Here is a 7786-nt window from a genome sequence, read left to right as displayed (position 1 = left end):
CTGGGGCCCACTTTTCGTTATGCTGGAAGAACAGTGAATGATCTCATAAAGGACGGCATGCCGAAAACAGCAGCGGTTGGTTTATTGGCAACTATATTTAGTATCGGCGGCGGCCTATTTTTAGGAACGATAGCGGCCTTAGGTCGGAATAAAACCCCTGATATTGCGGCAACTGTGCTTTCTACAATCGGTATCTCAGTACCGGGTTTTGTTCTCGCTACTTTATTCCAGTATTATTTAGCCTATAAAACCGGTTGGTTTCCCCCGGTTGGTTGGGGTGAATGGAAACAGCTTGCGCTTCCCTCGCTTGCCTTAAGTGCCTACCCTCTTGCCCAAGTAACGCGCTTGATGCGGACAAGCATGTTGGATGTTTTAAGTCAAGATTATATCCGCACTGCTCGTGCCAAAGGCTTACCAAGCTATCTAATTATTACACGACATGCTATGCGAAATGCGCTATTACCAATTATTACGTATTTGGGACCATTCTTTGCCTATATCCTGACAGGTAATTTCGTGGTGGAATTTATTTTTAACATACCGGGTATTGGTCAGTTCTTCGTAACCAGTATCAATAATCGTGACTATCCAACTATTATGGGGATTACCATATTGTATTGCACTCTCCTTGTGGTATTCAACCTGTTGGTGGATATTGTCTACACGTTGGTTGATCCGCGGATCAAACTGGCCAAGCAGAAGGGGGCGTAAGCATGAGCTTATCACCAAGTATGTTCGAACCGGCGGAGTCTCAAGTTTCTACGGATGCAAAAGCGCATCCTGGGACGTCTCTTTGGCAAGATGCGTGGCGACGGTTTAAGAAGAATTATCTCGCTATGCCCGGTCTGGTAGTTCTTGGTCTGCTCGTGATTTTTTCTTTCGGTGGGCCGATGTTTTCGCATTATAATTACTTTACAAATGATCTGGATAATCTTTTTGCATCTCCATCCTGGATTCATCCCTTTGGCACAGATGATCTGGGAAGGGATATAATGACCCGGATTATGTATGGGGGAAGAATCTCTTTAGAAATTGGTTTAGTATCAGTGATGATTAATCTAGTACTAGGAGTCTCTTACGGTGGGATTTCCGGTTATTTTGGCGGCAGAGTCGACAATATTATGATGCGTATTATCGATATCATCTATAGTGTACCAGACTTGCTCTATGTCATTTTGCTTATGGTCTTATTGGGCCAAGGCGGCCTGATTAATATCATGATCGTCTTAGGGATTGTTAATTGGATGGCTATGGCTAGAATTGTTCGAGGGCAAATTCTTGCCTTGCGTGAACAGGAATATGTTTTGGCTGCTCGTACCCTCGGAGCAAATACCAGGAGACTGTTGTTTAAACACCTCATTCCGAATACAATTGGTCCAATTATCGTGACGCTTGCTATGCAGATCCCTGCCGCCATCTTAATGGAGGCATTTCTGAGCTTTATTGGAATTGGTATCAAGCCCCCTTTAGCAAGCTGGGGTTCTATGGCCTCAGCGGGTAGGTTAAGTATTCCCTCACATCCCAATGCCTTACTTCTTCCTTCGTTGGCTATCACTATAACAATGTTGGCCTTTAACTTTGTTGGTGACGGTTTGCGGGATGCCTTTGACCCTAAAATGCGGAAGTAGAGGAGGATGAAATATGGCGTATTTGCTGGAAGTTAAAGACTTATGTACCTCTTTCTTTACCCATACCGGTGAAGTTAAGGCTGTTAATGGTGTAAGCTTCCACTTGGACGTTGGTGAGGCTATAGGTATTTTAGGGGAATCTGGCTGTGGGAAGAGCGTTACTGCCCAATCCATAATGCGTTTAATTCCTGATCCCCCCGGGAAAATCATGGGGGGCAGTATTAATTTTATGGGGGAGGACCTACTGAAAATAAGTGAAAAACAAATGGAGTTCATCCGTGGTAAAGATATCAGTATGATTTTCCAGGATCCTTTGACCTCGCTAAATCCAGTCCTAACTATTGGATTGCAACTGACGGAGGTTCTTAAGCGGCATGAGGGGTTAACCGGCCAGGCAGCAACTGACCGTGCCGTCAAGTTTTTAGAATTGGTGGGAATATCTAATCCCGAAAGCCGTTTTAATCAGTATCCTCATCATTTTTCCAGTGGTATGCGTCAACGGGTTATGATTGCTATTGCCTTGGCCTGTAACCCCAAATTGCTCATTGCAGATGAGCCTACTACTGCCCTTGACGTGACGATCCAGGCCCAGATTTTAGAATTGATGAGAGATCTCAAGAGTAAAATTAATACCTCTATCATTATGATTACCCACGATTTAGGGGTAGTAGCGGGGCTTTGCAGCAGGGTTATTGTAATGTACGGTGGAAGGATTATTGAAAGCGGCAATACTAAAGATGTTTACTATAAACCAAAACATCCCTATACTTGGGGCCTTTTGAAATCTGTACCTTGCCTGGATGCGGATAGGAACACGAAACTTATCTCCATCCCCGGTACGCCCATAGACCTCCATAATTCTCCAAAAGGATGTGGATTTGCGCCGCGTTGCATGCACTGTATGCGAATCTGCACCGAGCAAACACCGGAATATACCCAACTCGGCGAAGGGCGCCAGGTGGCTTGCTGGCTGCAACATCCCCAGGCTCCCAGAGTAGCTGAGCTGAAAGGGAGAGTATAAACCATGGCGGTACATGAAGAATATATCTTAGAAGTCAATAACTTAGTCAAGCACTTCCCCCTGGGTGGGGGTTTGTTTACCAAAAAGAAACAAATAGTCCAGGCTGTTAATGGAATTAGTTTTAAGGTAAAAAGAGGGGAAACCCTGGGCATTGTTGGAGAAAGCGGGTGCGGTAAGTCAACGGCCGGAAGGTCGATCATTCGGCTTTATGAACCAACAGCCGGTCAGATCATCTTTGAAGGTAAAGACGTTACGAAGGCTAAAGGGAAGGATCTGATGGAGCTTCGTCGCAATATGCAAATGATTTTTCAAGATCCTTATGCTTCTCTAAATCCCCGGATGACGGTGGGGGATATTGTTGCCGAGGCCTTAGATATTCATAGATTGGCTAAGGGTCAGGAACGAACAAACCGGATTTTTGAATTGCTGAAAATAGTAGGTTTAAACCCTGAACATGCCAACCGGTTCCCCCATGAGTTTTCGGGAGGACAACGGCAGAGGGTAGGTATTGCCAGAGCATTGGCAGTAAACCCAAGTTTGATTATTTGCGATGAACCTATTTCTGCGTTAGATGTATCTATCCAGTCTCAAGTTGTCAATATGTTAGGGGAATTACAAGAAAAGTTAGGTTTAACTTACTTGTTTATTGCTCATGACTTATCGATGGTTAAGTATATTTCGCACCGCATTGCGGTCATGTACTTGGGCCGAATTGTTGAGCTTTCGAGCAGTAGAGATCTCTATTTACATCCAATGCATCCGTATACACAAGGGTTATTAAGTGCCATTCTAATTCCTGATCCAAATGTAGAAGGCAAACGCCGGCGCATTGCCCCTATGGGGAATGTGCCGAGTTCAATTGACCCTCCTTCGGGTTGTTATTTCCGGACCCGATGTCCGCATGCTATGGCGATTTGTGCCGAGGAAACGCCAGTCTTACAAGACGGGGGTAATAATCATTTAATTGCGTGCCACCAAGTAGCGATGTTACAATTATCAAGGTAAAAATGATTGTAGCGAGTATGAAGGATGGGGACAATGTGGGTAAAATATTCTGTCTAATGGGTAAAAGCAGTTCGGGAAAGGACACGATTCTTAAAAACCTTCTAAAAGATAAAGAACTGAATTTGAAGCCGGTGATACCTTATACGACCAGACCGATAAGACGCAACGAAAATCAAGGGCGTGAGTATCACTTCGTAGCTGAAGAATTATTGGTACATTATAGAAAATTGGGGAAAATAATAGAACAGAGAGAATATAATACTATTAATGGCAGATGGTCTTACTGTACGGTTGACGACGGTCAAATTGATTTGGCACAGGATAATTATTATCTTCTGATCGCTACGTTAGAGTCCTATAAAAACCTCCAAAATTATTTTGATGCGAGTAATCTTATCCCTCTGTATATTGAGGTCGATGATGGAGTTAGACTGGCAAGGGCACTAGATAGAGAAAAACAACAATCACAACCTAACTATGAGGAACTATGCCGAAGATTTTTAGCGGATAGTAATGATTTCTGTAAGCAAAAATTAGAGGCTTATGGAGTGCAAAAGCATTATCCGAACGAAAACATAATAGAATGTATCCAGAATATTAAAGCCGATATTTATAGGGTGATGCAAAGAACTAACAAAGCCACAACATAGTTGTGGCTTAAATATCATATTGGTGCGCCCGGCGGGATTTGAACCTGCGACCTCCGGCTTCGGAAACCGTCACTCTATCCACTGAGCTACGAGCGCTTGCTTGAGGACACTAAATTACTTTACTCAATAATGAGTATTTTGTCAAGCATTATCGGTCCAGAAATTTATTTCGCGGAATTATGCGCTGCGGAATAATGAATGCCTGGAAAGGATTTAAAAGTTGTCTCTTTGAAGACTCTGAAGTATAATTCAACGAGGATATAGGAAACGAGGGATTCTCTTGCACTGGAGACGCATTCGCGCATATTTTACGTTACAATTGTTGAAACACTTGCTGGGGATCGTAATAGGTGCAACGATAGTAAGTGTGAGTATTAATACATTAATTATTCCCAATCAAATTGCCGATGGTGGGGTCACAGGAATTGCTATTATCTTGTATTACTTATTTCATTGGCCCATGAGTTGGACTGTCCTTTTGCTAAATCTCCCGCTTTTCATTCTTGGCCTTCGAGTGGTGGGACGAAATTTTCTGATTTTCAGTATTGTGGGTGTCGGTGTACTCTCCGCCACGCTTTCAATGACCTCGCATCTGCCGATATTGACTCATGATACGTTGCTCGCCACTATATCCGGAGGTGTCCTTTCGGGAGTCGGGATGGGCATAATATTTCGCTCCCGAGGCTCACTTGGCGGAACAGACATTTTAGCCGTATTGTTTGCTAGAACCACCCCCTTTAGTGTGGGTCAAATATTACTGGGAATTGATGCGGTGATTTTCCTGGGGGTAGCGATCATGTTTCGACCAGAGATGGCCATGTATGCGATGGTCTATATGTTTATTGCCACCCGAGTCGTTGATTTTGTACAGGAAGGCTTGAGTCACTCCAAGTCGGTCATGGTGGTAACTACGCATCCTCGAATAATTGCGGATGAAATCATGGCAAAGCTTGATCGAGGGGTTACACTTTTTCATGCGGCCGGGGCTTTTTCAGGAGAAGTTAAACAAGTAGTATACTGTGTTATCAACCGCACAGAATTATCCCAAATCAAAGAAATCGTGCGTATGCAAGATCCACAGGCTTTTGTGGCAATTTCCGAGGTGCCTGAAGTTGTCGGGGAAGGCTTTTCATCATGGAAAGGTCATTAAGAGTCTCAAAGATACCCTCTGTAAAATGTTAGAGAAAAGGATGGGAACGAGGGATAGTATTGCTAAAACGGCGCAAACGTAGTCCTTGGAAGCGTCGCCGGACCATGTTCTTGCTTTTATTTTTGATTATTGTAATGGTCATAGCCTCGCCTTTTATATGGCGGACAGAGCGCTTAAAACGAGCGGAAAGTATTTACGACGTACCAAGGGTGAAAGAGGAATTACAGTGGTGGGAAGTGCATGGTGGTTTTTTAAATAAACTGGGCATGATTAAAGATGCATCGTTATGGCTTGAACTTAATATGGGGGGGACGAACTTAGAATCTAAATTAGCCGGCCATCAAGATGAAAAGCATCAATTTTGGCTGTTTTTGCTCAACCTGCAAAAAGGGAAGATGACTGAAGCGCAGAAGGTCTTAAACCTATTGGCTAAGACACCGCTGGGTCAGTTGGGGCAGGGGATGCTCGCAATGGTAAAAGGGGATGAGCAGGAGTCAAGCCGCCTACTGGCAGAAGCGGAACTGGATTGGAAAACTGTGCCCAAGCAGGCGCAAGTTTTGAGGCATTTAACCCTGGCTCAGGCGGCAATGAGCAGGGGTGATCATCAAGTAACCCGGACTGAGCTCGAAGCGGCACAACGTTTAGAACCCAATAATCCGGCTTGCATATCATTGGCTTTTAACATAGCCCTGGGGGAAGGGCAATGGGCAAAAGCGCGGGAGCTAAGCCGAATAATCGTGTCTCAAACCTGGCGGCCTAAAAATACGTTGTTTGAAACAAAGAAAGCTGTGCTTGCTATTCATGAAAACAACATGCAGGAGTTGTCGGATAGCCTTTCCGCCCTAAAAGAACTTCCCGGGGGAGATGCTTGCATCAACTATGTGAATGGGGTCCATGCTTTAAGTAATGGACAACTGCAAGAAGGTAAGTCTTTACTGGAACGAGCCCTGAAAAGTGGGCTTGAAGGTGGCTTGAAAGCGGATGCTCAAAAATCACTGGACCAGGTGACAGCGCGCCAAAAAGCGGATCGAATCTTGCGTTCTATTATAGTTGAAAATGGAGAATAGGGATAGTTTATTTGACAGGCGCGAGGGGTTCTTCCTGTAGATTACTTTCGGGCGGCCAAGTATTGCTCGCCTGAGTAAGCAACTGACCGACCGGGATTAAGCTGTACCCTTTGCTTTTTAGGCGTTGAATGACAGTTGGCAAGGCTTGAATGGTATCTGGTGCAGAGTCGGAGGCATGAAATAAAATAATATCCCCGGCTTTAGCCCCACCTCCCGAACGCAGCCCGTTGAGTACGTTATTGATCACAGCACTTGGGCCGGGTCGTTTCCAGTCCAGAGAATCCACACTCCATTGGATCACTTGGTAGCCTAACTTATGAGCGATTGAGATAACCTTATTATTATAAGCGCCGTTGGGTGTGCGGATTAAGCGGACCGGACGACCAGTTATCTGTTCAAGGACTTGTTGGGAAGTGGTAATCTCCTTTTCAATTTCGAGGGCTCCCAAGGTATTAAGATCTATATGGCGATTGCCATGTGAACCGATTTCATGACCTTCAATCACCATTCTCTGCACTAACTTTTGATGTTTCTCCGCCCAGGGACTGGAGAGAAAAAACGTGGCATGAATACTTTCCTGTTTGAGAATATCAAGGATTGGTTCGGCTGTTTTTTCCCCCCAACTGATATCAAAGGTCAGTCCGATCGCAGGGGTGTTGACAGTTGCTGAGTATATCGGTTTCAATTTCCCGGAAAATACAGATGTGGCATTCTCACGGTAAGCGATCAAGACGAATAATAGGATTCCCCAGAGGACAATATTGCGCCACGCTGGACGTTTGAAAATAATAATTCGCATTTGGCATTCCTCCCTCGCTTAAAAGATATTCGTTCGAAAGCCGGATCATGAGGCATAAAAAAAAAACGCCCTTTTCAGGCGCTTAATTTAAGCTAAGGGGTTATTTTAAGAAAAGTTTACTCGTCACAAAGTGGAGTAAATCAATTTTAAACAATAATTTAAGAAAAAAATGCAAGACCATAAAAGAGACAACTAATATAACAACGAAGCGGATCAGGAAGAAGGTAATGGCAAACACCCATGTGAAAACTATATTTAATACTAAGGCAGAGATATAAAGGCCCAGGATAAGTATGAGAAGTTTGAGTGCAATCATCCAATAATTTGAAGATTGGGTTGGACGATATGTGTTCATAGGTTTAAACACTCCCTTCATTGGAATTAGATTATCATATTTCGACTTTTATGTCCAGGATACAAGCTGGTTCATCTTCAAGTTCCTTTATATGTTTCTCTGTATGTTTCT

Annotated in this window: 8 protein-coding genes and 1 tRNA gene; 7 read left to right on the top strand and 2 right to left on the bottom strand. The window is 44.0% G+C overall.

From position 1 onward, the window contains the following. The 5 genes from AC6I5A_RS08530 to AC6I5A_RS08510 all read left to right on the top strand — a co-directional run. A partial coding sequence (locus tag AC6I5A_RS08530; RefSeq protein ID WP_034614466.1) for an ABC transporter permease occupies positions 1 to 711 on the top strand: 711 nt, incomplete at its 5' end. A 2-nt stretch (positions 712 to 713) separates the two neighbouring features. Then, positions 714 to 1628, top strand: a complete 915-nt coding sequence (locus tag AC6I5A_RS08525) for an ABC transporter permease (RefSeq protein WP_034614458.1) — start codon at positions 714 to 716, stop codon at positions 1626 to 1628. Between the two features lie 13 nt (positions 1629 to 1641). Next, on the top strand, positions 1642 to 2649 hold the full coding sequence (locus tag AC6I5A_RS08520; protein WP_034614456.1) for an ABC transporter ATP-binding protein: 1008 nt from the start codon (positions 1642 to 1644) through the stop codon (positions 2647 to 2649). 3 nt (positions 2650 to 2652) lie between these two features. Continuing rightward, entirely contained in the window at positions 2653 to 3654 is a 1002-nt protein-coding gene (locus tag AC6I5A_RS08515) for an ABC transporter ATP-binding protein (protein WP_034614452.1), read from the top strand. A gap of 35 nt (positions 3655 to 3689) precedes the next feature. Further along, positions 3690 to 4304, top strand: coding sequence for a nucleoside/nucleotide kinase family protein (locus AC6I5A_RS08510; RefSeq protein ID WP_034614461.1), 615 nt, complete (start codon positions 3690 to 3692; stop codon positions 4302 to 4304). A gap of 20 nt (positions 4305 to 4324) precedes the next feature. Here AC6I5A_RS08510 and AC6I5A_RS08505 read toward each other — a convergent pair. Beyond that, positions 4325 to 4400: transfer RNA gene (locus AC6I5A_RS08505), tRNA-Arg, on the bottom strand. A gap of 184 nt (positions 4401 to 4584) precedes the next feature. On the opposite strand from AC6I5A_RS08505, the gene AC6I5A_RS08500 reads away from it, so the two are divergent. Then, on the top strand, positions 4585 to 5454 hold the full coding sequence (locus AC6I5A_RS08500) for a YitT family protein (protein WP_034614449.1): 870 nt from the start codon (positions 4585 to 4587) through the stop codon (positions 5452 to 5454). Between the two features lie 59 nt (positions 5455 to 5513). After that, positions 5514 to 6521 (top strand): hypothetical protein, encoded by a 1008-nt coding sequence (locus tag AC6I5A_RS08495; protein ID WP_034614448.1) that lies wholly within the window; start codon positions 5514 to 5516, stop codon positions 6519 to 6521. Positions 6522 to 6528: 7 nt separating this feature from the next. Here AC6I5A_RS08495 and AC6I5A_RS08490 read toward each other — a convergent pair whose 3' ends face one another. Next, complete coding sequence (locus AC6I5A_RS08490; RefSeq protein WP_034614444.1) at positions 6529 to 7320, bottom strand: polysaccharide deacetylase family protein; 792 nt, start codon at positions 7318 to 7320, stop codon at positions 6529 to 6531. Positions 7321 to 7786: the final 466 nt, after the last annotated feature.

Source organism: Desulfosporosinus sp. Tol-M2, from assembly GCF_059735615.1.
This window is presented reverse-complemented; position numbering and strand designations above follow the sequence as displayed.

Excerpts from the sequence above, each read along its gene's own strand:
- AC6I5A_RS08520 (WP_034614456.1), top strand. The coding sequence starts at position 1,642 with ATGGCGTATTTGCTGGAAGTTAAAGACTTATGTACCTCTTTCTTTACC.
- AC6I5A_RS08490 (WP_034614444.1), bottom strand. The coding sequence starts at position 7,320 with ATGCGAATTATTATTTTCAAACGTCCAGCGTGGCGCAATATTGTCCTC.
- AC6I5A_RS08525 (WP_034614458.1), top strand. The coding sequence starts at position 714 with ATGAGCTTATCACCAAGTATGTTCGAACCGGCGGAGTCTCAAGTTTCT.
- AC6I5A_RS08515 (WP_034614452.1), top strand. The coding sequence starts at position 2,653 with ATGGCGGTACATGAAGAATATATCTTAGAAGTCAATAACTTAGTCAAG.